Origin of the sequence: Flavobacterium erciyesense (assembly GCF_018069925.1) — a bacterium.
GTDB classification, from domain to species: domain Bacteria; phylum Bacteroidota; class Bacteroidia; order Flavobacteriales; family Flavobacteriaceae; genus Flavobacterium; species Flavobacterium erciyesense.
This window is the reverse complement of sequence record NZ_JAGPXB010000005.1, coordinates 183,751-208,217: the sequence shown is the minus strand read 5'-3', so window position 1 is coordinate 208,217 and position 24,467 is coordinate 183,751. Positions and strand designations below refer to the sequence as shown.

The 24,467-nt window shown below is 34.6% G+C and carries 24 protein-coding genes and 1 riboswitch; of the genes, 14 read left to right on the top strand and 10 right to left on the bottom strand.

Going from position 1 to position 24,467, the window contains the following annotated elements; all coding sequences use genetic code 11:
• Nucleotides 1-97 precede the first annotated feature (97 nt).
• From cobU to KBJ98_RS07845, 5 genes are all read left to right on the top strand, one after another.
• A complete protein-coding gene (cobU, locus tag KBJ98_RS07865; protein WP_210789259.1) occupies nucleotides 98-613 on the top strand; it encodes a bifunctional adenosylcobinamide kinase/adenosylcobinamide-phosphate guanylyltransferase in 516 nt (171 codons plus the stop codon).
• Nucleotides 610-2,292 (top strand): nicotinate-nucleotide--dimethylbenzimidazole phosphoribosyltransferase, encoded by a 1,683-nt coding sequence (gene cobT / locus KBJ98_RS07860; RefSeq protein WP_210789257.1) that lies wholly within the window; start codon nucleotides 610-612, stop codon nucleotides 2,290-2,292. The genes cobU and cobT overlap by 4 nt, the downstream gene beginning before the upstream one ends.
• Before the next feature lie 51 nt (nucleotides 2,293-2,343).
• On the top strand, nucleotides 2,344-3,129 hold the full coding sequence (locus KBJ98_RS07855; RefSeq protein WP_210789255.1) for an adenosylcobinamide-GDP ribazoletransferase: 786 nt from the start codon (nucleotides 2,344-2,346) through the stop codon (nucleotides 3,127-3,129).
• A complete protein-coding gene (gene cobC, locus KBJ98_RS07850) occupies nucleotides 3,114-3,650 on the top strand; it encodes an alpha-ribazole phosphatase (RefSeq protein ID WP_210789253.1) in 537 nt (178 codons plus the stop codon). The genes KBJ98_RS07855 and cobC overlap by 16 nt, the downstream gene beginning before the upstream one ends.
• Nucleotides 3,651-3,700: 50 nt before the next feature.
• A riboswitch (cobalamin riboswitch) is annotated at nucleotides 3,701-3,892 on the top strand.
• Between the two features lie 76 nt (nucleotides 3,893-3,968).
• The gene (locus KBJ98_RS07845; RefSeq protein WP_210789251.1) at nucleotides 3,969-5,879 is read left to right on the top strand and encodes a TonB-dependent receptor plug domain-containing protein; all 1,911 of its coding nucleotides are present in this window, start codon (nucleotides 3,969-3,971) and stop codon (nucleotides 5,877-5,879) included.
• A gap of 77 nt (nucleotides 5,880-5,956) precedes the next feature.
• Here KBJ98_RS07845 and KBJ98_RS07840 read toward each other — a convergent pair whose 3' ends face one another.
• Together KBJ98_RS07840 and KBJ98_RS07835 are read right to left on the bottom strand one after the other, a co-directional pair.
• Nucleotides 5,957-6,577, bottom strand: a complete 621-nt coding sequence (locus tag KBJ98_RS07840; protein WP_210789249.1) for an N-acetylmuramoyl-L-alanine amidase family protein — start codon at nucleotides 6,575-6,577, stop codon at nucleotides 5,957-5,959.
• A 189-nt stretch (nucleotides 6,578-6,766) separates the two neighbouring features.
• Nucleotides 6,767-8,221, bottom strand: coding sequence for a S41 family peptidase (locus tag KBJ98_RS07835; RefSeq protein ID WP_210789248.1), 1,455 nt, complete (start codon nucleotides 8,219-8,221; stop codon nucleotides 6,767-6,769).
• A 123-nt stretch (nucleotides 8,222-8,344) separates the two neighbouring features.
• Between KBJ98_RS07835 and KBJ98_RS07830 the strand changes: the two genes are divergently transcribed.
• From KBJ98_RS07830 to KBJ98_RS07815, 4 genes are read left to right on the top strand one after another with little or no spacing between them, the layout of a single operon-like run.
• Nucleotides 8,345-8,863, top strand: a complete 519-nt coding sequence (locus tag KBJ98_RS07830; RefSeq protein WP_210789246.1) for an RNA polymerase sigma factor — start codon at nucleotides 8,345-8,347, stop codon at nucleotides 8,861-8,863.
• The gene (locus tag KBJ98_RS07825) at nucleotides 8,841-9,323 is read left to right on the top strand and encodes a hypothetical protein (RefSeq protein ID WP_210789244.1); all 483 of its coding nucleotides are present in this window, start codon (nucleotides 8,841-8,843) and stop codon (nucleotides 9,321-9,323) included. The genes KBJ98_RS07830 and KBJ98_RS07825 overlap by 23 nt, the downstream gene beginning before the upstream one ends.
• Nucleotides 9,324-9,372: 49 nt before the next feature.
• A complete protein-coding gene (locus KBJ98_RS07820; RefSeq protein WP_210789243.1) occupies nucleotides 9,373-9,963 on the top strand; it encodes a DUF4252 domain-containing protein in 591 nt (196 codons plus the stop codon).
• A 1-nt stretch (nucleotide 9,964) separates the two neighbouring features.
• Nucleotides 9,965-10,498, top strand: coding sequence for a DUF4252 domain-containing protein (locus tag KBJ98_RS07815; protein WP_210789241.1), 534 nt, complete (start codon nucleotides 9,965-9,967; stop codon nucleotides 10,496-10,498).
• Between the two features lie 60 nt (nucleotides 10,499-10,558).
• Here the strand turns inward: KBJ98_RS07815 and KBJ98_RS07810 are convergent, their stop codons facing one another.
• The 4 genes from KBJ98_RS07810 to KBJ98_RS07795 all read right to left on the bottom strand — a co-directional run bounded on the left by KBJ98_RS07810 (nucleotide 10,559) and on the right by KBJ98_RS07795 (nucleotide 15,713).
• Nucleotides 10,559-12,163, bottom strand: coding sequence for a PepSY-associated TM helix domain-containing protein (locus tag KBJ98_RS07810; protein ID WP_210789238.1), 1,605 nt, complete (start codon nucleotides 12,161-12,163; stop codon nucleotides 10,559-10,561).
• A 101-nt stretch (nucleotides 12,164-12,264) separates the two neighbouring features.
• Nucleotides 12,265-14,412 (bottom strand): TonB-dependent receptor family protein, encoded by a 2,148-nt coding sequence (locus KBJ98_RS07805; protein ID WP_210789236.1) that lies wholly within the window; start codon nucleotides 14,410-14,412, stop codon nucleotides 12,265-12,267.
• A 229-nt stretch (nucleotides 14,413-14,641) separates the two neighbouring features.
• Nucleotides 14,642-15,019, bottom strand: a complete 378-nt coding sequence (locus KBJ98_RS07800; protein ID WP_225899083.1) for a hypothetical protein — start codon at nucleotides 15,017-15,019, stop codon at nucleotides 14,642-14,644.
• 187 nt (nucleotides 15,020-15,206) lie between these two features.
• A complete protein-coding gene (locus tag KBJ98_RS07795) occupies nucleotides 15,207-15,713 on the bottom strand; it encodes a tetratricopeptide repeat protein (RefSeq protein ID WP_210789234.1) in 507 nt (168 codons plus the stop codon).
• 500 nt (nucleotides 15,714-16,213) lie between these two features.
• On the opposite strand from KBJ98_RS07795, the gene KBJ98_RS07790 reads away from it, so the two are divergent.
• The 5 genes from KBJ98_RS07790 (at nucleotide 16,214) to KBJ98_RS07770 (ending at nucleotide 20,908) form a co-directional block, all read left to right on the top strand.
• Nucleotides 16,214-17,518 (top strand): phage integrase SAM-like domain-containing protein, encoded by a 1,305-nt coding sequence (locus KBJ98_RS07790; protein WP_210789232.1) that lies wholly within the window; start codon nucleotides 16,214-16,216, stop codon nucleotides 17,516-17,518.
• A gap of 13 nt (nucleotides 17,519-17,531) precedes the next feature.
• The gene (locus KBJ98_RS07785; RefSeq protein WP_210789230.1) at nucleotides 17,532-18,452 is read left to right on the top strand and encodes a hypothetical protein; all 921 of its coding nucleotides are present in this window, start codon (nucleotides 17,532-17,534) and stop codon (nucleotides 18,450-18,452) included.
• A gap of 90 nt (nucleotides 18,453-18,542) precedes the next feature.
• Nucleotides 18,543-18,815: a helix-turn-helix domain-containing protein gene (locus KBJ98_RS07780; protein ID WP_210789228.1), complete on the top strand. Its 273-nt coding sequence runs from the start codon at nucleotides 18,543-18,545 to the stop codon at nucleotides 18,813-18,815.
• Between the two features lie 4 nt (nucleotides 18,816-18,819).
• Nucleotides 18,820-19,947 (top strand): AAA family ATPase, encoded by a 1,128-nt coding sequence (locus KBJ98_RS07775; protein WP_210789225.1) that lies wholly within the window; start codon nucleotides 18,820-18,822, stop codon nucleotides 19,945-19,947.
• Nucleotides 19,948-20,284: 337 nt separating this feature from the next.
• Complete coding sequence (locus tag KBJ98_RS07770) at nucleotides 20,285-20,908, top strand: DUF6371 domain-containing protein (protein WP_210789224.1); 624 nt, start codon at nucleotides 20,285-20,287, stop codon at nucleotides 20,906-20,908.
• A 15-nt stretch (nucleotides 20,909-20,923) separates the two neighbouring features.
• Here the strand turns inward: KBJ98_RS07770 and KBJ98_RS07765 are convergent, their stop codons facing one another.
• From KBJ98_RS07765 to KBJ98_RS07750, 4 genes are all read right to left on the bottom strand, one after another.
• Complete coding sequence (locus KBJ98_RS07765; RefSeq protein ID WP_210789222.1) at nucleotides 20,924-21,130, bottom strand: hypothetical protein; 207 nt, start codon at nucleotides 21,128-21,130, stop codon at nucleotides 20,924-20,926.
• 737 nt (nucleotides 21,131-21,867) lie between these two features.
• Nucleotides 21,868-22,557 carry a hypothetical protein gene (locus KBJ98_RS07760; RefSeq protein ID WP_210789220.1) on the bottom strand — a complete coding sequence of 230 codons (690 nt, stop codon included), beginning with the start codon at nucleotides 22,555-22,557 and terminating at the stop codon, nucleotides 21,868-21,870.
• Between the two features lie 164 nt (nucleotides 22,558-22,721).
• The gene (locus tag KBJ98_RS07755; RefSeq protein WP_210789218.1) at nucleotides 22,722-23,606 is read right to left on the bottom strand and encodes a DUF4231 domain-containing protein; all 885 of its coding nucleotides are present in this window, start codon (nucleotides 23,604-23,606) and stop codon (nucleotides 22,722-22,724) included.
• Nucleotides 23,606-24,190: a TIR domain-containing protein gene (locus tag KBJ98_RS07750; RefSeq protein ID WP_210789217.1), complete on the bottom strand. Its 585-nt coding sequence runs from the start codon at nucleotides 24,188-24,190 to the stop codon at nucleotides 23,606-23,608. Before KBJ98_RS07750 ends, KBJ98_RS07755 begins: the two co-directional genes overlap by 1 nt.
• Nucleotides 24,191-24,467 lie beyond the last annotated feature (277 nt).

Here is a 24,467-nt window from a genome sequence, read left to right as displayed (position 1 = left end):
TGCAGTAAAAAAATCAACAAACACTATCTTTACCCCTCAAAAAAATGTGGGCGAGAGTACTTTTTAGTTTTTAGTCTGGCAAATAAATGAATTTCAAATGATGTATTTAATTACAGGCGGTGAGCGCTCAGGCAAAAGTTCCTTTGCCGAAAACCTCGCGAAAAAGTTAGCAGAACGACCTTTATATGTAGCAACTGCGCGCAAGTGGGATGCTAATTTTCAAGAGCGTATTGACAGACATCAAAAAGACAGAGACGAACGTTGGATCAATATCGAAAAAGAGAAATTTTTGAGCGAGATTGATTTTTCTGGTAAAGTAGCAGTGGTTGATTGCGTGACGCTTTGGCTGACTAACTTTTTTGTCGATACAAAAAATGATGTACCCTTATGTTTGGAACAAGCCAAAGCTGAAATTGATGCTTTAGTAAAACAAGAAAATGCTACAATTATCATAGTTACAAACGAAATCGGAATGGGACTTCATGCTGAAACTGCGGTTGGACGCAAGTTTACCGAATTGCAGGGCTGGATGAATCAATATATAGCGAGCAAAGCCGATAACGTGGTGCTGATGGTTTCAGGAATTCCGGTTGAAATTAAAAAAGCAAAATGACACAATTAGATAAAATCATGCAATCGCGTCGCGATACCCGTCATTTTACCGCAGATCCTGTTCCGGATGATGTTTTGGCAAAAGCCTTACAAGCCGGAAACTATGCGCCATCTGTAGGTTTAACTGATGCTACGCGCTATTACACGATTCATTCTGCTGAGGTAAAAAAAGCAATAAAAAAACTTTTTGTGGCTTATGATGCGAAAGCAATTGCCCAAACTGACAATCATGAACAAGAGCAATCCTACAAAGCCTTGAAATTAGAAGCAATAGAGGAAGCGCCTGTTGGATTAGTAATTGCCTACGATCGTTCGGTCCTAAATTCGTTTACCATTGGCACCGTGGGCAGCAATGAGTCAATCAAGTTTAGTGCGGTTTGCGCAGCACAAAATATTTGGCTTTCGCTCACAGAGCAAGGTTATTCTATGGGATGGGTGTCGATTTTAAATTACCATCAATTCAAACAATTACTCGGATTACCAGAACATATTGAGCCTTTGGGCTACTTTTGTGTTGGCAAACCGGCTACGGATTATGGCAAGCAACCCATGTTGCAACAATTGGAATGGCGAGAAAAACAGTCCGCTGCGCAGGTAACAACGATTGACTTTTTACACCCTTTGGAGGATGTTATAACTCCTGCTGTTGCTCGACAACAATCAAAAAATCTCTCTTTTGAAACAGCTATTCAGTTCAAAATAGATCAAAAAACAAAACCTACCGCTTCCTTAGGTGTTTTAGAAAATTTGGCGAAGCAAATAGCGGTAGTTTTTCAAACTGATTCACCAAAAATTATCGCGCCACATTTGGTTGTTTTTGCCGCAGATCATGGCATTGCCAATCATGGCGTCAGCGCTTATCCGCAAGATGTTACGCGGCAAATGGTGACAAACTTTTTGGATGGTGGCGCCGCAATCAATGTTTTTTGTAAACAAAATAATATTGCACTTTCTATTGTTGATGCAGGTGTAAACTACGATTTCCCAACGAACACAGCCTTGATTGCTGCTAAAATAGGAAAGGGCACGGCTTCTTTTTTGAACGAACCGGCCATGAGTAGCACCGAGTTGCAATTGTGTTTTTCAAAAGGATCCGAAATTGTTCGTACTATAGCGCAAACTAATTGCAATTGCATCGGTTTTGGCGAAATGGGCATCGGGAACACTACAACAGCAGCTGTTTTGATGAGTGTTTTGTTGCAAATCCCCATCGAAGAATGTATCGGTTTAGGAACAGGAATTGCCAATGAAAAACTCCGATTCAAACAAGAAATTGCCAAAAAAGCGCTGAATAATTACACCGGTCCTGAAACATTAGATAGTCAATTGGCCTATTTTGGAGGTTTCGAAATCATGCAAATGGTGGGAGCTATGCTCGAGGCAAAAGCACAAAATATGTTGATACTCGTGGATGGTTTTATAGCCACAGTTGCTTTTTTGGTTGCTTTTAAAAAAGATCCTGCTGTTTTGCACAACGCGATTTTTTGTCACTTATCAGCTGAGCAAGGGCATCAAAAAATCATAAACTACTTAGGCGTTCGTCCTTTGTTGCAATTGGATTTACGCTTAGGTGAAGGAACGGGCTGCGCGCTCGCATTTCCTTTGGTGCAATCGGCTGTAGCTTTTTTGAATGAAATGGCCAGTTTTGAAAGTGCCGGAGTAAACTCGAAAGAAATTTAATGCTTGTTCGATAATTTCCAAGAGGAGGAATTGATTTTTAATACACTACAAATGAAAAAAGAAATACACTTGTTTTTTACTGCCTTGATGTTTTACACCAGGATTCCTTGTCCCAAAAACATCGAACATGATGCTGATTCCCTGAATAAAGCATCTCGTTATTTCCCCTTGATTGGTTGGATAGTTGGGGGCGGTTCATTTGGAATTTACTTTTTGGGTAGCCAGCTTTTTAATGAAAGTATAGCTTTGGTTTTGTCCATGATTGCTTCCATTTTGATCACCGGAGCTTTTCATGAAGATGGTTTTGCCGATGTTTGTGATGGTTTTGGTGGCGGTTGGACCAAAGAAAAAATCTTACTCATCATGAAAGATAGCGCTATTGGAGCCTACGGAGCCATCGGGTTGATCTTACTTTTTTTACTTAAATTTTTAGCTTTACACGAGCTCATTACAGTCAATAGCACTGCATTTTACTGCATTGCTTTATTTTTTATTTGTGGTCATTCCCTGAGTCGATTTGCGGCTATTTCAATTGTATTTACCCACCAATATTCAAGGGATGACGCCACAAGTAAAAGCAAACCTATTGCTCAAAATTTTACTTGGCGTGAAGTAGTAGGAGCTAGTTTTTTTGGATTGCTGCCTTTGGTTTTATTGACCATGCAACAACCTTTATTTTTGTTAGCTATTGTTCTTGTAGCAGTAACGCGAATTTTTATGGCACGCTATTTCCAGAAATGGATTGACGGTTATACGGGTGATTGTTTGGGTGCTACGCAACAAGTATGCGAAGTTATTTTTTATCTTTCAAGTATTGCAATATGGAAATTTATTTAGTTCGCCACACCGAAACTGTTTGCGAAAAAGGAGTGTGCTACGGTCATGCCGATGTCGAGATTCGATCACCTTACGAATCTGTTTTTGAAGCAATAGTAAAACAACTGCCTTCTGATTTTGAGTTGTTTTCTAGTCCCTTGCAACGCTGCCGTATTTTGGCAACATTTATTCAAAAGCAGGCTGCAATCCCTCAAATAAAGCATGACGATCGATTGCTCGAAATGAATTTTGGCGATTGGGAACTCCAACCATGGAATGCCATTGATGAAGCCGTTTTACAACCTTGGATGGCTGATTTTGTTTCGGTTCGTGTTCCTAACGGCGAATCTTTTCTTGATTTACATGATCGTGTTTTGTCTTTTATTGAAACAGAATTAAGCCATCCATCACAAAAACCAATTGTAATCGTCGCTCACGCCGGCGTAATTCGAAGTATTTTATGTACCTACAGCAATTTACCGCTGAAAGATGCTTTTCAAAACAAGGTCGATTTTGGTCAAGTTATTCGGCTTGAAATATAAAAATCAAATTTCTGTTGCATTTTAAACTTTTATAATTCTATATTTGCGCCCGTATTGAGGTTGTTATTGGTTCAGTTTGTTCCAATAGCATTAAAAGGGAATTAGGTTCAAAACCTAAGCTGTACCCGCAACTGTAAGCTACCAAGCTTGTTGTTATCTACAAAACCACTGCTCGCCGCGGCGAGTGGGAAGGTCAACAACAAGACGCAAGCCAGGAGACCTGCCCATTACATCGAGTATCAAACTTTCGGGAAAAAAGGTTTGGGTATGGGTAATTCTGTGCTTTTCTCCCAGTTATTAAAATTTTACATTTTTAAAATGAACAAAAAATTCATTCGCTTTAGTGCGCTTGCATTATTTTTTGCAATGGGTGCGTTTGCACAAGAACAAGATCCTCAAAAACTAGATGAGGTAGTAGTATCTGATTCAAAATTTGCTTTAGCTAAAGAAAAATCAGGAAAAGTAATTGTTAAAATCACCGCCGAAGATCTTAAAAAGAGAGCGGGACAGTCAGTAGCCTCCATTTTGAGTACTGTTGCTGGTGTTGAAATCAACGGAAACCAAAGCCGAATGGGTAAAGATTTAGGACTTTACATTCGCGGCGGACGCAATCACCAAGTTTTAGTTATGATCGATGGAGTTCCAGTAACGGATGCTTCTGGAATTAGTTTGTCTTACGATTTACGCCTTTTGCCAGTTGAACAAATCGAAAGCATCGAGATTTTAAAAGGAGCTTCAAGTACTTTGTACGGTTCTGGAGCTGCGACAGGAGTAATCAATATTACACTTAAAAAAGCAGCCAAAAAAGAAATCGCCGGAAATGCCTACGTGAATATGGGTTCGCAAACGGCTGCTAAAATTGTTGATTATAGTTTGCAAGATTTTAATCAAGGTATCGCAGTAAACGGTACTTCTAAAAAATTCAGTTACTTCACGGCACTAAATAGCACTGAAACAACTGGTATTTCTGAGGCGCGTCCTGCATCAAATGCTGATGTTTTTGAAAATGATGCTTTTTCCCGCGTTAATGCAGTGGTAAAAGTAGGCTTTAAAGTAAATGATGCTTTTTCATTAGATTTTTTCTCTAATTATGATCGTTTGAAAAGCGATTTTGATTCAGGTTCATTTGCAGACAATAAAGATAATTTTAGCGTTTCTGAGCAGTTTAGAGCTGGGTTTACACCAAAATTGAAATATGCTAAAGGTGAATTAGTTTTGAATGCTAGTGCAGGATTGATTGAAAGAGGAATTTTTAATTTTGGGAGCTTAAGCAACTACAAATCAAGAAATGTCAATGCTGATTTATTCAACAAATATAATTTTAGCTCAGAATTTTTCTTGGTAACTGGTGCGCAATTTCAGTTTCATGAAATGTCAAACGAAAGTGAGTTTGCTGTAATTCCAACTGAATTGGCAAAATTCAACATGATTGATCCTTATGTTACTTTGGTTTATAACGCTGAATTTGGACTAAACGTAAATGCTGGTGCACGTTACAACATGCATAATGAGTACGGAAACAACCTAGTTTACAATTTTAATCCGTCCTACAATGTGAACTCAAATTTTAAAGTTCTGGCTTCATTTAGTACGGCTTTTGTAACTCCAAGTTTGTACCAATTGTACTCTGAATACGGAAAATTAGATTTGGCACCAGAGAAAGATGCTACGGCTGAATTGGGTTTTGAAACTAGTGTTTTGAACAAAAAATTAGTAGTTAATGCTGTTGCTTTTCAACGTGAAGAAGAGGATGCTATAGGGTTTGATTTAATCGATTATAAATATTTTAATGTACTTGGTAAAAACAAGGCACGCGGACTTGAGACTATGGTTTCTTATGCTTTTTCGGATAAAGTAAAAGCAGCAGCTAACTATACCTTCACAGAATTAGAAAGACAGTCTCGAATTCTAAATCCAAAACACAAAGTAAACGCTACTCTTGATTATCAAGCCTCTTCTAGATTGGCTTTTAATATGGTGTATCAATTTGTTTCAGACAGGGTTTTTGAATACACAACCTATCCTGCGCCAACTTTTGATCCGGTGTTAAATTCAGAAATTTTGAAAGATTACCAATTAGTGCATGCTAATGCACGTTATGATTTACTAAAGAATAGACTTCAAGTTTTTGGAGCCGTTGATAATATTTTTGATCGTGATTTTGTTGAGACTAGAGGGTATTCTACCAGAGGTCGAAGCTTTAAAGTAGGTTTGAATTTCTTATTTTAAGATTATAAAATAGATTTTGTTTGAATTGGAAACGAAAAAGCGAGACTCAGTACTGATGATCTCGCTTTTTTATTTTTTTATTTTAGTTCTGAAACAAAAGATAGAATTGTGGATGCAATTTTTTCTTGCTGTTTTTCATCGGTTAGCATTGCTCTGTCTGCAGTATTAGAAAGGTATCCTAATTCGATTAAAACGGCTGGTGCAGCTGACTTTTTTAAAATGAAAAAAGGCGCTTTTTTGATCTCGGTTGCACTGATAGCATTGTCTTTTTTGAATTTTTCTTGCAGCGCTTGGGCAATAGTGTGCGTTGCATCATTGTCTTTTGAAGTATTTGACACATAAAATTCCATTCCGGATTTCGCAATATTCGCACTTTGATTCACGTGAAGTGAGAGTACTAAATCAGGCTTGATTTCACTGATCATCTTGGCTCGATCTGTCAAGGATAAAAATTCATCCTCTTCTCTTGTAAAATGAATTATTACGTCTTGATTTTGGTTTAATGCTTTTATTTTTTGGGATATAGCAGCAACAATTTGCTTTTCTTTATAAAGAATAGAGCTTGCGCCAAAATCGCTTCCTCCATGCCCGGCATCAATAACTACGTGAATTTGCTTGTTGTTATTGAAGTTAGGTTGCGTAAAGCTTAAACTTACTAGTGCGGTTAGCGCGACAAAATACGGAATTGCTTTTTTCATGGTTGTAGTTTTTTAAGTGTTAGTATTTATAAACTTACAAAATATATAGTTTATTGCTCGTTGAATTAATTTTTATTTGTCAGACTTTAAAAATTTTCGTTTCCAAGTTTTTTAAAATAGAAAATGCCACAACAAAAAAGGCTTGAACCTTTCTTGTTGTGGCACTTTAAATATGTTTGTGGTCGAAAATTATTTTTGTTCTAAAGCTTTCAATAAACCTTCCGGCGCTTTTTCAAGATACATTTGGTTAAAGCCGTTGTTTTCCATAGGGTTACTTACTGCTTGAAAGTTCGTGACTTTACTTTGCGGTATCAATCGAGCATTATTTGTAATTCGTGAAATAGCGGCACGCAATAATGGCTCATTTTCGTCACCTAAAACGCCCAAATTCCCTATTGATTCTAATACAGAAACGTCCGGTCTTAATCCGCTTTGATACTCTCCAAAATTCAAAGAATTGACAATTTTAAGTACAATTGGTTGCATGGCATAACGATGTTTTGGATTTCTGTTTTCAGTACCAAAAGTAGGTGAGTCGTATAAAGTTACGGAACCAACATTTTTACCTACAGTTACATCTCCAATTTGAACAACTGTAATATGAGGTTTCAAGCCATTAATTACCAATTCACTCGCTGATGCTGAACTAGATGATGTCAGTATATAAACCTTGGTCAAATTCAAACTATTAATTGGCGTACTTTCAATTTTATCGGTAAAAAAGTTGTTTAAAGCGTTTGGATCTTCAGCTTCAAAATAATCATTAATTGCTTTATTCCATTGCTGTTTTGCAAATATTTTGCCTGTAAATTGACCTGTAATCATACTCGCCAATCGAGTTGCAGTTTGCACTGATCCTCCGCCATTATAACGCAAGTCAAGAACTAGTTCAGTAATCCCTTGTGCTTTTAAAGTTCCAAAAGCGTTATTTAATTGGGTGTCAAATGTGGCGGTAAAAGCATTATACATCAAATAACCAATCTTGCGAGATCCAACAGTAATTACTTTGTTAACTAAGATAGGATTCTCTGTCAAAACCGTTTTAGTTAAAGCAATATTTTTCCCATTTGCAACTAGCGTGTTTCCTACCAAATTAGCCATGTTCAATGTGTAATCATTGTTAGCTCCGTAAAGTAATGAAATATAGTTACTTATGGTAAGTGGTGTTCCGTTTACTCCCGTAAAAATGTCACCACGTTTAATATCTTTAGTTGATGCATTTGATCCTGGAATAATGTATCGTACAAAACCAAAAATTTCCGATGATCCAGCTGATATTCTGCCCAAACCAAATTCAACGCCGTTGTTGTTGGTTGTCCCTTGAAATTGTCCTTCAAGCTCCAAGTAGTCATCAACAATCCAACTGAATTTGTCTAAATCTGAACTTACTCGTAAAGCCGCGAACAAATCTTCTGGTTTGTTGTAGTTTTGTAGAAATGAATTCAAAGCACCTTGATTTGGAAATCTATTCTCATCTAAATTAGCGACTTCGTCCGTCCATAAGTAGTATTGATTCATTCCTTTCCAGATAAAATCTTGAATTTCAAGAGTTGCTGGTGGTACTATATCGTCATTGTCTTGACAGCCTTGAACAAAAAAAGTAGTAACAAGCGCTACTAGTAATAGTTTAAAGTAGGTTTTCATAAATTTGGTTTAATTCTTTAATTAACGTAAAAATAATATCTTTAGTTTTATTTTACGTTTTTTTGTTGCAAAAATAAATGTGAATCGTCTTCTTTTTGTAAACGGTCAAACAGTACCCTTAGTATGAACCAAAATGAATTTTTAACAGTCGTTTTACCCTTCAAAGACAAACTCTTTCGATTGGCCAAACGTTTGTTGGTGAGTACCGAAGAAGCTGAGGATGCTACACAAGAAGTTTTGGTGAAGTTGTGGACTAAGAGCGACAATTTACAAACCTACAAAAGCACAGAGGCGATGGCTATGACAATGACCAAAAATTATTGCTTAGATCAGTTGAAAGCCAAGCGTTCTGGCAACATGCAACTGGTTCATACCAATTACACTGACGGAGCAGCGGGAGTTGAACAAACTGTTGAAGATACTGATAGCCTAGAATGGGTTAACAAAATAATGCTGCAGTTGCCTGAACAACAGAGGGTAATAATTCAGTTGAGAGACATTGAACAATATGATTTTGACGAAATGGCTGAAATTTTGAAGATGAGCGAAAGTGCCATTCGCGTAGCGCTATCAAGGGCGCGTAAAACAATTAGAGAAAATATGACAAAAACACACAATTATGGAATGGAGCGAGGTAGATAGTCTTTTAGAAAAATATTTTAACGGAGAAACTTCTTTGAACGAAGAGCAGCAACTACGAGATTATTTTTCCACGCAAGTTCCTGCTCCACATTTGCAACAATACCAGTCGCTTTTTGGTTATTTTGATCAAGCAAAAGTAGAAGAGTGCCCTAAACAATTGCCAATTTTTAGAACTGTAAAACCAGCCCGTAATAGAATGCTGTGGTGGTCAGCGGCAGCATCTGTAGTGGTGCTTGTAGGTTGGAGTACTTTTGCTCTTTTACAAACAAACGGAACTGAGCAATCAGATTTAGGTACTTACGAAGATCCTAAAGTAGCATTTGAGGCAACACAAAAGGCATTATCAATGTTGTCTAGTCAAGTAAATGTTGGCATAGAAAGTGTACAGTATATTGAAGAGTATCAAATTGCAAAAAATAAAGTTTTCAAGAAGCCTGTTGCGAAACAGCAAGGCAGTTAATCAAGAATTATTATCTAAAATTAAGTAATCACAAATACCCAATTATATCATGAAATCAATCAATCAAAAAGCGTTAGTTAACGCAACAAATGGAATTTCAATTCGAAAATCGTTTCGTAAAATAGCGCTCACATTAGCATTGTTTTTGGCTACAAGTTCGCTTTTTGCACAATCGGCGTTTGATAAATTTGACGGTCAAGACGATGTTACTTCTATCATTGTAAACAAAAAAATGTTCGACTTAATGAGCAAAGTTAAAATGGATGCATCCGATAAAGATACGCAGCAATATTTAGCTTTAATTAAAAAGTTAGACAACCTAAAAGTGTTTACTACTAAAAGTACTCGAGTAGAAGGCGAAATGAAACTTGCAGCTGAAAAATATGTCAAAACAGCAGGTCTTGAAGAGTTAATGCGTGTGAACGATAATGGCCGAAATGTAAAAATCATGGTAAAATCAGGGACGACCGATACGCAAATACGCGAGTTGTTGATGTTTATTGAAGGAGCCAAAAACGAAGATACCGTTTTGATGTCATTAACAGGAAATTTCGACTTGAATCAACTTTCGGTTTTGACAGATAAAATGCGTATTCCTGGCGGTGACGACTTGAAAAAAGCAACTAAAGGTAAAAAGTAAGATGAAATTGCGATTCGGAATTCCCGTACTAATGGTGCTCTTTTTATGGAGTTGCAACAATGAATCTTCTTTGCAAAAGTATTTTGTTGAACATGCCGAAAATAAAAACTTTGTTGCCTTAGATGTTTCGCCTAATATTTTAAATGTGGATGCGAGCAAATTATCAGTCGCTCAAACGGAAGCATTAAAATCTTTTGACAAAATGAATGTGTTGGCCTTTAAGGCAAATGCGACCAATAAAGCAGAGTTTGAAACAGAGCGTGCTAAAGTCGATTTGATTTTAAAAGACAAAAAGTACCAACAATTGATGAAGTTTGGTTCTGGAAAAGAGGGTGCTTCGGTGAGTTTTGTAGGTACTGATGAACACATCGATGAGTTTATTTTGTACGGTAACAAAAAAGAAAACGGTTTTGTAGTTGTACGTGTTTTGGGCAAAGACATGAACCCGACGCATATTATGACCATGATGAGTGTGTTGCAGCAATCAAAAATAGATATGGAACAGCTAAAACCTTTACAACAATTGATGAAATAATTAGTGCTATTGAAAAGTAAAGCGTCATGAACTCTTGTTTATGACGCTTTTTTTTGGCTTTTATTTTTTCTTCAGGAATAAAATCAATCCTAAAACACTCACGATTAAAATTGCCAGTGCGGCCAAAACCATTGCTGCATCACGTATATTTTTGCCTGCCCAATCTAAAAATAAAAATTTGTGTAGAATAGCAAAAGAATAACCTTCTCTTTTGTCTGCGTTTTCTACTTTTGCGGCTAATCTTGAGGTGGCTGTTTCTATAAAATAAGTAGTATTTTCAGGCGTGTCATAAGCAAGTTTTACAACGGGAAGGCGCTTGTTCACAAAGCCATACTCGCGACTTTCAAATTCGTAAATGGTTTTCGTTTCAACCAATTTAGCGTTTTGTAAAGAAGTTTCAGGTTCATCAGTTTCAGGGATCATTTCGCAACAAGCGGCTTTTGGTGCGCCATCTGTAAAATAATGCGCTAAAAATTCAGCATATTTCATATCTAGATTGGCCGAAATGCGATTGGTTTGTGCGTTGATGTAAACTATTTCTAGTGGTTGTTTGTCTTTCTTCGCCCATTTTGACTCGGGTGCGCTGATGGCTGTGTTGGTCTTTGTTACTTGCTTTGGAAGCTGTTGGCAACGGTAGTACAAACTGTCTTGAAAAGCAACTATACTGGCATTTTCAAACCGATTCCAATCTAGTTTTAAATCAGTAAGTGAAGTTGTAAGTGCTTCGGTTTTAAAGCTAGGTTCGTACACCATTTGCGAGAGTGTGTACGGATCCCATTTGGTAGTGGCGTGGTATGCACCGCTAAAAGCAAAGGTTAAGGTAAATAATGAAATCCAAATCCCGATTTGTCGGTGGTATCGGCGGATGCCTTTTTTGGGAGCAAGCGCATCACTTTTTTTGAATTGTTTCCAGAAAAGACCATAAATCAAGAGTCCGCTTATTGCTGAAAAGGAGATCACAGACAAAAGTACAATCATGATTATGATGCGCAAACTGTTATTGGAAATCGCATCAATAAACGACCAATTGTGAAAGGTATCGAAGAACCAAATAAAAATTTGGCGTGATTTCGGGTTGAAAGTAGCTAGTTTACTTGAGGCCGTTTCTACATAAACTTGCATTTCATCGGCACGATCAAAACTCAGTTGGTATACGGGCAAGTAGCGATTGACGTACTTGTATTGCGTTGTAAATTCAGTGAGGACTTTGCTGTTTGAAATGCTGCTGGTGCTGTCTTGTAAAAAGTAACGCGCCAGAACTTCGGCGTATTTTTGATCGCCGTTTTCAAGTTTTTGAGCAGTGGTTGCGTCAAAATAGAGTAGCACTCCTGATTCGGTTTTTACTTGATAATAGGTTTTATCTTTCAGGCTGACTAGGCGAAAGTTTTTGAACGTTTTGATTTGGTTTTTTTGCAAAACCTCTTTCAAAGTCAATGGCAATTGACTCTGATTAATGGCGGTTTGTGGTAGTTCTTGATTGGCGATTTCGGGTTTAAAAAAATGCGCCATAAACGGATGCATGATGCCTGAAAGTGTCCAAAATATAACCGGAATAATGGTGATTATGGCCAAAGTTCGGTGCCACGCGTAGACGTGCTGCTTGATTTTTTTGATCCACTTGGAATCTTTTTTTCGTGTAGATGTCTTTTGATTTTCTTTTTTCATTTTGTGTGTTTTTTAGCCCGGATAGGAGCGATATCCTTTTTTGAGGCCTTTTTTTTGGCCTCAAAAAAGATAAAGCGGATAGCCGGATAAGCTCCTGATAATTATTTTTTTAACGATAAATTGTACTGCAATCCCATCATGAAAATGCGGGGTGCGGCGGCGGTATACGTAGCCTGATCGATTGCTGCATTGCCTCGAGAAACATTGGTGGCATACAATTTATCGGTCAAGTTCATGATATTAGTAAAAATTTCAACTTGCTTGTAACGGTAGCCTAATCGAGCATTAAAAAGGGTGTAGCCGCCGTAGGAAACAGTGTTGATTTGGTTTTGAAACCAGCTTGAAACGTACTGGCACTCTAGCGCTGCACGGAAGTTAGGGAACCATTTAGGGTAGTAATTGAGCTCAGAATTGGCAATCCATCGCGGTGCGATAGGCATGTCAAAGCCGTCGAGTTTTTGAACCGCATCGGTGCTTCGTCTGGAAATAGTAAAATCGATAAATTCATGACGCGCGTAGGTTCCGCCAAGGCGAAATGCAAGCTGTGATGACGGATTGTATTGTAACCCAAGTTCAATTCCTCTATGACTTGTTTTTCCAGCTGATTGGGTATCGGTTGAATTGTCAGGTTGACGAATGCTCAATAATTCATTGCGACCATCAAGTACATACACGGCAAAATCTAGTGTCAATTTGTTTTTTAGCAAACTGCTATAACCACCAATTTCATAGTTTGAAAAATTTGCCGCATCAAGATCCGTGTAAAATTGTACGGGCGTAACTCCAGGTTTTGGACGGAATAAAGTAGTCACCGAAGGCGGAGAGAATCCTTGAGAATAGTTGGCATAAAACCCAACATTAGTAAGCGGATTGTAATTGATACCCGCTTTAAAGGTTAGTTGATCGTAGGTTTTGGCTCCCGAAGTAGCATTGATGTTATTGGTGTAATCAATTTTGATGTAGTCGTAGCGCGCCCCTGTAGTTACCGTTACTTTTGAAAGGGGTTGAAAGTTGTATTGCACATAGCCCGAGTTGTTGTAAATGGTAGCATTGTAACTTGAAATGCGTAAATCTGGTCGAACTTCTAAAATTTGGTAATTGTTTACCGTCTTTCCATCCGGATTTCGGTTGGCTTGTAGTTTAATTTGGTGCGAAAAATAATCGTTTGGTGACCTATCGTAAGTAGTTCCAGCGATTAGTTTAGAGTTTAAAAACGAAAATCCTTGCGTGTGCTGCGCTACTATTCCGTAACTCTTAAAATCGTTCGAATTGATTTCGCCAGTTGCTTTTGTAGGATCGTTGGTTGCTGATGGCGTAGGATTCCATCGAATGCCGTAGCTTGGGTTTTGTCCTAATTTATTGTCTCGGTGGTAAACTGTTACAACGGTTTGGCTGTTTTCAGACCATTCTTTTTCAAGTGTTAAACGGCTGCGTAAAGCCTCTGATTTTCGGTAGGTAAAGTCGGTTGAGCTTTTGTAGGAACGATTATTAAAATCTTGCTCATTCACGCTTCCCGTCATGTCCGAGTAATATTGCCCATAAAAAGTACTGCTAATCAAACGGAGACTATTGCTAAAATTGTATTGGAATTTAGCGTTCAAATTGTTTTTGTTGTAATCAGAAAAAGTGAGCCAACTGTTAGTTTGGTCAGTGCTTGCGCCCGCAATAGCAAACGAAAATTTACCGATGGTAGCGCTCCCAAAGGCTTGCAGGTTGCGGTAGCCGTATTGATCTGCTTGAATGCCTACTTTAAATTCGGGATCGCGGCTTGGTTTTACAGTAATAAAATTTATGGTTCCGCCCACAGCCTCAGGACCGTAAAGTGATGAAGCGGGACCTTTGATCACTTCTAAATTTTGTAAATTAAACGGATTCATTTCAAGTAACGCATTATGGTTGAAAACGGCGAGTGGTCTAATAGGCAAACCGTCTTCGAGATACAAATAGTAAGGGCTCAAACCCATAGGTTGCCTGATGGACATTCCGTGTTGCTCGTTACCGAGATTTGTCATCATTACGCCAGGCGTTTTATTCACAATTTCGAAAGCAGAAGTTGCTTTAGTTTCTTGTATGAGTTTTGTAGATAGTTTAGAAATTGCCACTGGCACCTCACTTCGTTTGGCCTTGCCACGATTGGCAGTAATTACTACTTCGTTTAGGTTTTCTACGGCGCTGCTATCTGTTGCAGCAGTTTTTTGTGCATAGGTATATTGTAACGCCAAAAGCATTACAAAAATCAATTTTTTCATTTTTTTTTGAAAGGTGTAAAAATCTTATTTCAGTGAAAATTTAACCCAGAATCCTCATTTAATTAAGTTGCAAAACTTAATTAATAAATTAGTGGGTTTAAAATGTTTGCAAGGCTAAAAAGCAAGCAAACAAAGCACGAAAAATCAAGACGCGGTTAGTGCCTGCGCAATATTGTAAAACGAAATAGGCAACATAATGCGCCTTTCGTTCTAAAACAGAATGATCTTTTTAAATGAAATAAGCGGGAGGGCGAAAGGTGTAAGCCGAAAATGAAACCGGTTTACGGTTTACAACAGTTTCGGTTTTTGTTGTAATAACGACAGGTTGTACCAACTCGTATGAAGTAGTAAGCAGTTCTTGCACGTACACCACATCAACTTTTTCTTTGAGGGTGTTTTGCATACTTTTTTCGTTATCAGTGTAGCGTTTTAGGCTTTTTTGCAGTTCGCATCGTCCGTTACAACTATTAAAAACCATTTTGCGTTGCACACAAATGGTTTTGGCAATTTCTTCTTGCTGGAGTTTAAAGTTCAAATACGTAAAAGAGCTGCCAAAAGTGGGCAGGAGTAAAATAAAAGAAAGTATGTAGATACTGAACTTTTTCAAAGTGTGTAATTTGACGTTGCAAAAGTACTTGTTCCTTTAGAATTATAAATAGATCAGATGTTAAATTTTGAAAGTGAAAATAATTAGGTATTGTATTGTTTTAAGAGACAAGCTGTTTCTTGAGATTTGAAAAAAAAAATGACCTACCATTGAGTAAGTCATTTTTACAAAAAAAGCGTTTGAAGTTTTATTTACAAAAGGTTTTTTTATTTTTCACCGCACTTTGGCTACCGAGTTGAATAGCTTTTGTAAAATCGGCACAAGCATTTTTGGTATTTTTTGAATGATAATTTGCCAAGCCTCGCAGGTTATAAGCAATGTAATCTTTTGCATTCATGTTGATTGCAGTGGTACAATCTTGAATGGTAGTTTTGTAATCTTTTGCTTTGTAGCTGATATCTGCTCGAGTAGTGAAAGCATCTGCTCGCTGTGGTTCTATTTTTATAGTTATGTTTACATCACTCAAGGCTCCATTTATGTCTCCTAATTTTTGTTTTAAAAGTGCTCTGTTGAGATATGCTGATGCGAACAAAGGATCAATTTTGATTGCTTTTGTATAATCGTCTATAGCTCCTTTTGAATTTCCTGCTTCTGCTTTTTTGATGGCTTTGTCAAACAAGGCGTAAGCAGCTGGATCTTGGCTCCATCCTACGTAAGAACTCAATAAAATGGCAAGTAAAAATATTTTTTTCATGAGGATTGGTACAGTTTGGGTTTTCTTTTTTTGATTATTTTCTAATTGCAATAAAAGTACATTTATTACTAAAAATATACAACGATTTTATGCTTGGTTTATTATTGTTTTTATCAGTTAGTTTTAAAAATATGAAGTAAAAATCGGAAATACTTTTTATTCGATGATAATAACACTAGCGAGTATGATGATTTTGAGAAATGCTTTTGTAGAAGATTTTTTTCGAATTTTATTTCATGTCTTTCATTTGGGTACAGAAAGGTTTGAAACAAAAAAATCCCATCAAGATGGGATTTAAATTTTAAAGTGACCACGGTGGGGACATTACCCATATATTTGCATATTTTTAAAAATATTTAAATATATTGATAGTCAGTATTTTATAATTTAATAGATGTGTTTAAATATGAGTAAATATGATTAAATATGAAGTTGGTTGACTAACGGTTGACTAGATTTTACAATTTTTTTCTATATTTGAGTTTATAAAAAAGACTATCATGGCTACTGTAAAATTCTTACTTCAAAGCAAAAAAGAAAACTCTAATATTTATGTTCGATATTCGGTAAGTAGGGATATTGTTTTAAAACGGAAAACAGGTTTTTTGATCGATGCAAAAGATTGGAGCATTGATAAATCTCTTCCGAAAACAAGCAATGAAGAGTTGAAAGGCTTGAGAATAAAATTGGAAAAGTTAGCCTTTTTTATCAATGAAGCGCATAATAAAGCAGTAAGTGCAGGAATCGAATTTAATGGTGATTGGCTTCAACTTCAAATTGATTTATTCAATAATAAAGTTCCTGTAATTGATTTGGATATTTTGACCACTTACATTCAAAAATATATCGATGAAGCACCCTTTAAGCAAAATGCTAAAAAAGGTCTTGGATTAAGTAACGGCCGAGTTCAAAATTTAAAACTTTTTAAGAAAACAATTATCCGTTATGAGGAAGAATTTTTGCAAAAGAAAAGCATCCTCATTAAAGATATTGATTTAAGATGGGTAGAACGCTATAAAATATGGCTATTTAATCAAGGTTATTCTCCGAATTATGTTGGTAAAAATATAGCTAACATAAGAACTATCTGTTTTGATGCATCTAAAAATGAAGTTGAAACTTCGCCACAAATTAAAAACATTAAAGGAATTTCAGAGAGTAAAGAGCCCGAGGATATTATTTTTTTAACAGAGGAAGAACAGGAATCTATAAAAGCAGCGCCACTACTAAGAGAGGCATTACTAAATGCAAGAAAGTGGCTTTTACTTGGTTGTTTAATTGGTCAACGTGGAGGAGATTTACTGAGTATTACCCAGAATAATATCAAGGAGATAAATGGTGTTAAAATTATAGAATTAAAGCAGCAAAAAACAGGTAAAATGGTTGCTATACCCTTATTGCCTGATGCAGTGCAAATTGTAGAAAGTGGTTTGCCATACAAAATCTCGCTTGTACATTTTAATGAATATATAAAGGAGGTATGTCTTGCGGCTGGGCTTAATACTCCTATCAAAGGACGTAAAAAAATAAATCAAAGGAAGCCAAATGTGAAAGATGTTTATCCTAAATATAAGATGGTGACTAGTCATATCTGTAGGCGCTCATTTGCTACTAATTTTTATGGTCGTATTCCAACTCCAATCTTAAAAGATATCACAGGACATGGTTCTGAAAGAATGTTTTTAGCTTATATCGGTAAAACGCCATATGATAGTGCTTATCATATGTTAGAATATTTTAGCAAGTTAACACCTAAAAGCCAAGTTGCTCCCGTAATGGAAGTTATTAGGCCTATTGCACAATAACCATAGAAAGTTTATGAAAAAAAACAAACCTACTTACATTACAGATTTAACTCAAGGGATACTCAACAATACTGAGTTGCTTAACGAATGGGCAGAAAAGAGTGTCGATATGAAATTTTTAGATTTATCAGTTAAAATTCTATCCGATATTGACCTTTTGTTTAGTTGGGATTGTAACAACATTCTAAACTTAAAATTATCAGGTATCTTATCAGGTAATAAAGATTTTGTTCTTAAAAGCGGAATGGTAATCAACATCGATTCGTCTTATGATTTTCCATTTGAAAGTCCAGCTGAATACAAAAAGATTATCAAAGAAATGATCGACGCGAAAATAGTAATGGACTTACAAATTAGGGATCTACAAAACCAAGGATATGATCTAGATGTTATAAATGAGATCATTAGAAAAAATAAAATGAGTCATTTTGTTCAATTAATCGAAAAGACTGAGGGCTACAAATTACCAGAATTTAATTTTTTACTTAAAAATGTTCTACCAAATTTAATTGAACTTAAAAATAAATGGAAAGAGCAATTTATCAACAAAAAAGCGACTGAATTATTTGTTTTATCAGATGATAAAATAAATGAACATGACAACAATATTAAAGATTTAAGTACAACTGATGAACCCAGAAAAATTGCTGACAAATGGTACGCTTTGCTGTATTGGATACAATTATGTGCCAATGGAAAATTGCCACCATCTAATACGGAAGGTGAGTTTAGGAAAAAAGAATTAGAAATAATTGGTCGCAAAATGACAAACAAGTCAGGTCAAGGTTTCTACAGAAGTTTTATTACTATTGACTTAAACAATTCGAAGGTTCTAAAAAATAGCTTTGGCGATAATTGGCAAAATGTTATCATTGAACTTTCTAATAATGATCCAATCGTCAAAACTTATTTAGAAAATAAATATTCTTCATGATTTGGGTATTTTAAGGTAAATACCTTAAATGTACACCCAGAAATTACCTCACATTCTTTGTGCATTATTAATTTAAACCAAATTAGAAAAATGCACAATTTAATTTTAACTCCAGTTTCAGTAGAAGAATTAACTGAAAAAATTGCCTTACGTACACTTGAACTTTTAGGTTGTAAAAACGAACAGACTGAAAAAGCTAACGATTTAATGACCCGAAAAGAGGTTTGTGATTTGTTGAGTATAAACTTTTCAACGCTATGGAAACATACTAAAAGCGGGAAACTAAAAAGTTTTGGACTTGGGAACAGGGTTTTTTACTCAAGAGAGCAAGTTTTACAAGCAGTAAAACCACTAAATTTTTAAGGCTATGGAAACTACATTTCCAATAAGTGGACTTAATAGTTTAGGTCATGCTATCGATGAAGAAATGAAACTTCATCATAATATTGATTTACAAAAGCTTTTACTAATAGCTCAATCTTTAAAAATTGATGTTAATGAATATTTACAGGCTCCGCAAATTGCTTGGCAAATAACAAATTTAAAAACGGAAGGATGCAGTACTCTGGGTACATTAGGTAACTTCAGTTTGATAATTGGTAAAGCCAAAAGTAGAAAATCTTTTTTTATCAATATTGCTGTTTCTACTGCAGTCAGTAATGATATCATTTTAAACAGATTCAAAAGTGAACTACCGCAAAAACAAAACGAGGTTTTATATTTCGATACCGAGCAAGGGAAATATCACGTGCAATTAGCTTTAAAGCGAATATGTAAACAAATTAATATCAATGAACCAAAAAATTTACACGTTTATCATTTGAGAAGTAAATCTCCAATGGAAAGATTACAAATCATTGAAGCGCTCATTTATAATAATCCTAAGGTTGGTTTTGTTATCATAGATGGTATTAAAGATTTAGTAACTTCAATTAATGATGAATCAGAAGCTTCTATGATAGCAAGTAAATTGCTAAAGTGGACAGAAGAACGAAATATTCATATAGTCACTGTACTCCATCAAAACAAAAGCGATAACAATGCTCGAGGACATATTGGAACGGAGCTAATAAATAAAGCTGAAACAGTTTTATCTATCACTAAATGTGAGAGTGATAATAATGTTTCTATTGTTGAGCCACAACAATGTAGAAATATAGATCCTGAAGTTTTTGCTTTTGAAATTGTAGATGGCTTGCCAGCTATTGTGGAAAACCTAGAATTAAGAACCGAAACCATCAAGAATAGGTATGATGTCACGAAATTAGAAAGCATAAAAAAGTATCAAATTTTGACAGAGGTTTTTACTCACAACAAAAGTTACAGTTACAAGGAATTGGAAACTCAGATTAAGATAGCTTCTAAGAATCAATTAAAAAAAGAACTTGGTGTAAACGCAGTCGTAAAACTAATAACTGACTGTAAAAACAATTTATGGTTACTACAAGAAAAACCAAAAGGTCATTATACACTTGGTGAATACAAAAAATCTTGATTTTTTTTATTCAATTACTTTACTTTAAGCGTAAATATACGCTGGTAAAGTATTAAAGTGATAAATGATATTTTAATTAAAGTACTTTAAAGTAATAAAGTAATGAAAGAATATAAATTTAGCAGGAATCGTGGGCAAGTTAAATATTGCCCATGTGGGAAGAGTAATTCAAATGGGAAATTTGCGCCATTTCAAGGATACTTGAAAGAGGGATATTGTCACAGTTGTGATCAAGCTTTTTACCCGGATAGCCAAACTATTACAAAACCCTTTGATCGTTTACTTATGCCAAAACAGCAACCGAAGTTTCACGATCTAACTAGTCGAAAAAACAGTTTTGGTTCCTGATAGTCAGAATAATTTTATCATATTCCTCAAGACTTTATTTACTTCAAGGGAAGTTCAAACGGCTGTTCTAAATTATTTAATTGGTAGTTGGAGTGATTGGAAAGGTATTACCGTTTTTTGGCAGATTGATCAAAAAGAAAGAGTATACCATGGGAAATTAATGTTGTATAATACTGAAACGGGAAAGAGGGTAGTAGGTAAAGATGGGAATGCAATAATATCTAGTGTTCGAAGTCGTTTAAATATCGATAAGATAGGATTTAATCAATGTTTATTTGGTCTTCATTTAGTTGGTGAAAACACAAAAGTAATTGCATTGATAGAATCGGAGAAATCAGCAATTATAATGTCTATATTCAAGCCCGAATATGTTTGGTTGTCGACGGGAGGGAAGGGAGGATTTAAATTTGATTTTTTGAAGCCCATTAAAGAGCAGAAAATTATTGCTTTTCCTGATAAGGGGGTATATGATTTATGGCTTGAAAAAGCCAATCAATTGAATAGTTTTGGTTTTAATATTAGAGTTAGCAATTGGTTAGAAACACAAAATGAATTTAGTGTGGGGACAGATTTGGCTGATGTTTATATGTTTTTCAGGCAGAAAGGATTATAATTGACAACCCAAAATTTATTCAAATTCTAATAAAATTTTTTTTACAATCGATTGTTTAATGGTTTTTATGTTGCCAGCTTCTTCAATTGAAATATTCATTTCTATTGAAATAATTTCATTCATTTTTCGTCGTACGGTTTTATGATTAAAGCCATTTAATAATTCTTGAATTTCTGCTTTTCTCCAAGCTATTTTGTTGCTTGCTATATCCGATAGTGCCATAGAATGTTCTTGATTTTATACTTTTAATGTGCTAGTGTTACTGTTCTTCTCAATATTATCAAATAGTGCTTTGCTCACTCAAGGGATTGGAGTTTAATTTTATGTTTTTATTATTATCTCTTCAAAAAAATTGTCTCTTCTAATAATTTTGTTATTTTAACTAATGATATCAACAAGATTTATGGATGTTTTTTTTGTTAGCTTTTATTGTCCAACCATTCTTGGTCGATGCTTCGAGAAGAAATGAACATCAAACATTTGATTAAAATCATCAGCAAATTTCTAGATAAAGCAATTGGGTTTAGAAATTGATTTTGAAAAAATAATTTTAAATGGCTGATGTTGTTCTAAAAATGATTTAATTTTTTTACCAAAATTACCATAACTAACTTTTGTATATAGTGATTTAGTCAATTGATAATCATATTTTTGGTATTCATAATAACTTTGTAAGAACTCAATAAGTCTACAAATTAATGTCATGACAGCGGATACCTCACCAGAAGTAATTCACATAAAAAGAATTCTGTAGATTGGTTTCAAATACCTTGTTTCAAGCTTGTCATTTAATAAACCTGTTGCAGATGCCCATAATTTCTTATTACTTGATTATGTGATAATTTCAGAACGTAAATTAACCTATTTCTTTTGATTTTAACCTCCAAAAGGTTTAGTTTTATTGTTCATTTTTATAGATTAATTTTTAGTAAGGATTGAAAACAGATGTTTATGGTTGTTTAAAATTTACTAGAATCATTTTTTTTATAATTTGGTTCATTTTGCTTTTTCATCGTAATTATTTTACTTTCAAATTCTATATATATGCTGTAACTCGGAGTTGATTCAGTCGTTGTCATCATATTTGGATAGCTAATTAAATATCCAATTTGTATAATTTTATATTTCAGATTCCATATGCAAGAAATAAATTCATATGGTTCACCAATTCTATTTTCATCATATTTATTCAAAAAGTTTTTTTCAAAATCATTAGTTCTTTTTAGTTCCTCTTCAATATAAAAGGTTTTATTCAAAACAGTTGTATTTTTATATTTTGTAGAAATAGTTTTTTGTAAATCACTTAGTACTTGTTTTGCATTCTTTTCAGTTTTAAATACTTTTTTATTTTGTAAAGTAAACGATTGTAAGCCTTTAGATGGTAAACTTGTCGACATAGATATATAATATTCCATACCATTTATCATATATTTGCTTTTAATAGGATCATTCTGAAAACCAAAATAGATATTATCAAAAGCGTGCATTTTTACAGAATCAATCTTTATTTTAGGAGTTATTTTCTCCTTTTCAGTTATTTTTTCCGTACTTTTTCTGTTTATGTTAGTTTCATTAGGCTTAATATTTGGAGATGAATTACAGCCATAAAACATTGAAATAACGATGATAAATTGATATAAATTTTTCATATTTTTTTAGTATTTTAGGTCTACTTGCCACTAACGTTTTGTCGCTTCTTGTCAGTTGCGAATTTCGGAACTGATTATTTACCATTAAGAAAATATTTATTGCGAAACGTGAACGTGAATTTACTACAAACTTCGCAATTGCTCCAAACGTGCATTGGCAGAAGTTATTTTCTTTTTTGGGCTAACCACATCGTATGTTCTCTTGACATTGCATTTTCTGAATCTAAAACGAATTTTGAAAATGTTTCTTCTGTATTAACTTCTTCTGCTTCTTGCTTTATCAAGTTTAATTCAGAAGTTGCAGTTGTATAAGCTTCCTTATTTTCCTGATATTTCTTTAACTGTAACCAACTAAAAAAACAAGCTGATAAAGTTGAAAAGAAACCAACAAAGTTGAAGTTACAGTTTGGGAATTTTATTAATAACCCTATGGAAATTAAAGCTAATATTTGTGCTATAATTACTGCCCAAAACCAACCTTCATATTTACTTTTATTTTGGTCTGCCTTATTTTTATACCAATTAATTTGATTGTCAATTCTATGGTCTAAATAATATTTCTTTCTATTCTCAAGAGTATATCCTCTCACATTTTTCATTTCTTCTGTTATGATTGGGAGAGCAAGTAGTTTTGCGCTTAACTCTTTGTTCAAATCAGAGAACTCATCTTTTATTTCTATAATTCTTTCGGTAAATCTTTTTCTAGCTTCAGATGTTGTTAAATTATTTTCAAAATATTCAGAGCAAGTTACATATCTCCAAGTTAATGTTTTGCATGATTCAGCTAATGCTCTTCCTCGATACCAAGTGTCTTCGTATTGTTTGTTTTTTATAACAAATGAGAGAATTGTTGCAAACAAAAGTAAAATTCCTGAAATAACATAAATAATTGTTTTACTATTTTCTTCTTGGTAATTATAAATTGTCAAACTAGCAGCGACAACCATAAATATTAAATCCCATTTCACATAATTTACATACGTGGTTTGAGCAATAAGTGAAGCTTGATCACCTGCTCGAAAATAATTTGGAAAATCTTTATCTTTCATTACGGTCTGACTTTAGTTGAAACTGAAATTGCATGAGTTCTTTTATCAAATGCTTGGTCGATGAAATAATTAGGATTATTACAAAAATTATCCCAAGTTGTTAATACGCAGTATCTATCATCTTCACTCCATGCACATTTATTATTTGGAATATAATAGTTATATGAAAATTCTTTGATAACTGTATTATCATCTATTTTAACGATGGAATGTGAACCGCCACAAGTCAAACAATTATTTGTTCCTAAATATATACTGTTTACCATATCTGGAAGAACAATTCCTAAAATTCCATTTTTGGTATTATTCACACCATGATATAACGATGCTTGTAATTCCCTTTTAATAAATGATTGATTTTCAAAAAATGAATTTTCAGCAGATTTTGTACCTATCAAGAAAATTGTAACTGTCGAATCAGACAAATAATTTTCTCTTATTTTTCTCATTATGTAATCTTCATCGTCAGAATCTATAGGTTCATGTAATGATTTATCAATCATGTCAACATCAAGCTCGTCATGAATATATTTTTTATAAGCATGGTCTTGAGTCTTGAAGGAAATAAAACATTTGTGTGCCATAATTTATTTGTCTTTTGGATGCGGTTGCGTAATAATTTCTGCCAACTGGTATATATCCGAAACAAATTTTCGTATTTCACATACATTTGAGTGAATTGACGAAGGTCTGTCTCACCTTATATCTTTTTCAAATATATAAAACTTTTAGTACGTTATTACAAGTGTATGTAGATAATTTCCTTAATTTTTGTAATAATTAATGGATATAACTTTTACACTTTATTTTTTACTTCTGATCGAAGGTTATTATCATATATGAATCTGATCTTACTAATGA